The organism is Catenulispora pinistramenti (assembly GCF_018274385.1).
Lineage (GTDB): Bacteria > Actinomycetota > Actinomycetes > Streptomycetales > Catenulisporaceae > Catenulispora > Catenulispora pinistramenti.
This window is the reverse complement of record NZ_JAAFYZ010000492.1, coordinates 1-1,090: the sequence shown is the minus strand read 5'-3', so window position 1 is coordinate 1,090 and position 1,090 is coordinate 1. Positions and strand designations below refer to the sequence as shown.

The window sequence follows — 1,090 nt, the reverse complement described above, 5'->3', positions numbered from 1 at the left end:
CAGGGAGTATTCAGGCTTAGCGGGTGGTCCCGCCAGATTCACACGGGATTTCTCGGGCCCCGTGCTACTTGGGATACTCCTCCAGAGCCAGTCATGTTTCGTCTACGGGGGTTTTACCCACTATGCCAGCGCTTTCGCATCGCCTTCGACTACACAACTGGTTTCTTACTCTGTGCCAGACCGGCAGATCTGACTGAGAAGTCCCACGACCCCGCCTGCGCAACCCCTGCCGGGTATCACACGCAAACGGTTTAGCCTCTTCCGGTTTCGCTCGCCACTACTCCCGGAATCACTGTTGTTTTCTCTTCCTGACGGTACTGAGATGTTTCACTTCCCGTCGTTCCCTCCACACGCCCTATATATTCAGGCGTGGGTGACCGCACTCACATACGGCCGGGTTTCCCCATTCGGACACCCTCGGATCACAGCTCGTTTGACAGCTCCCCGAGGCCTTTCGCGGCCTACCACGTCCTTCATCGGCTCCTGGTGCCAAGGCATCCACCGTGCGCCCTTAAAAACTTGGCCACAAAGATGCTCGCATCCACTGTTCAGATCTCAAACACCCACCGGCTCACCGCACAGCATCCTGAAACGCACCAGACAACCCGCCGAAGCAGGCCCGGTATGCGATCGCTGAACGATCCGGCTCTGAAGAAGACAACAGCCGGTCTCAGTTAAGAGAACCGGCTCGCTGTTTCCTCAGGACCCAACAGTGTGTGACGAATAAAGCATGTGATGTTCCACCCGTGAGCGCCGGCACCACCACGAAAGGATGGTCAACCGGACTGCTCTGCACCGCAACCACACACCCTGTGGTGTGTCGCCGGCGGTGAGAGGCTCCTTAGAAAGGAGGTGATCCAGCCGCACCTTCCGGTACGGCTACCTTGTTACGACTTCGTCCCAATCGCCGGTCCCACCTTCGACGGCTCCCTCCCACAAGGGGTTAGGCCACCGGCTTCGGGCGTTACCGACTTTCGTGACGTGACGGGCGGTGTGTACAAGGCCCGGGAACGTATTCACCGCAGCGTTGCTGATCTGCGATTACTAGCGACTCCGACTTCACGGGGTCGAGTTGCAGACCCCGATCCGA

2 rRNA genes are annotated in these 1,090 nt (G+C 58.7%); both read right to left on the bottom strand.

The annotated features are described in order from the left end of the window. Nucleotides 1-525 (bottom strand): 23S ribosomal RNA (locus KGQ19_RS48690); the annotation flags it as partial. A gap of 320 nt (nucleotides 526-845) precedes the next feature. After that, nucleotides 846-1,090: ribosomal RNA gene (locus KGQ19_RS48685) — 16S ribosomal RNA — on the bottom strand; the annotation flags it as partial.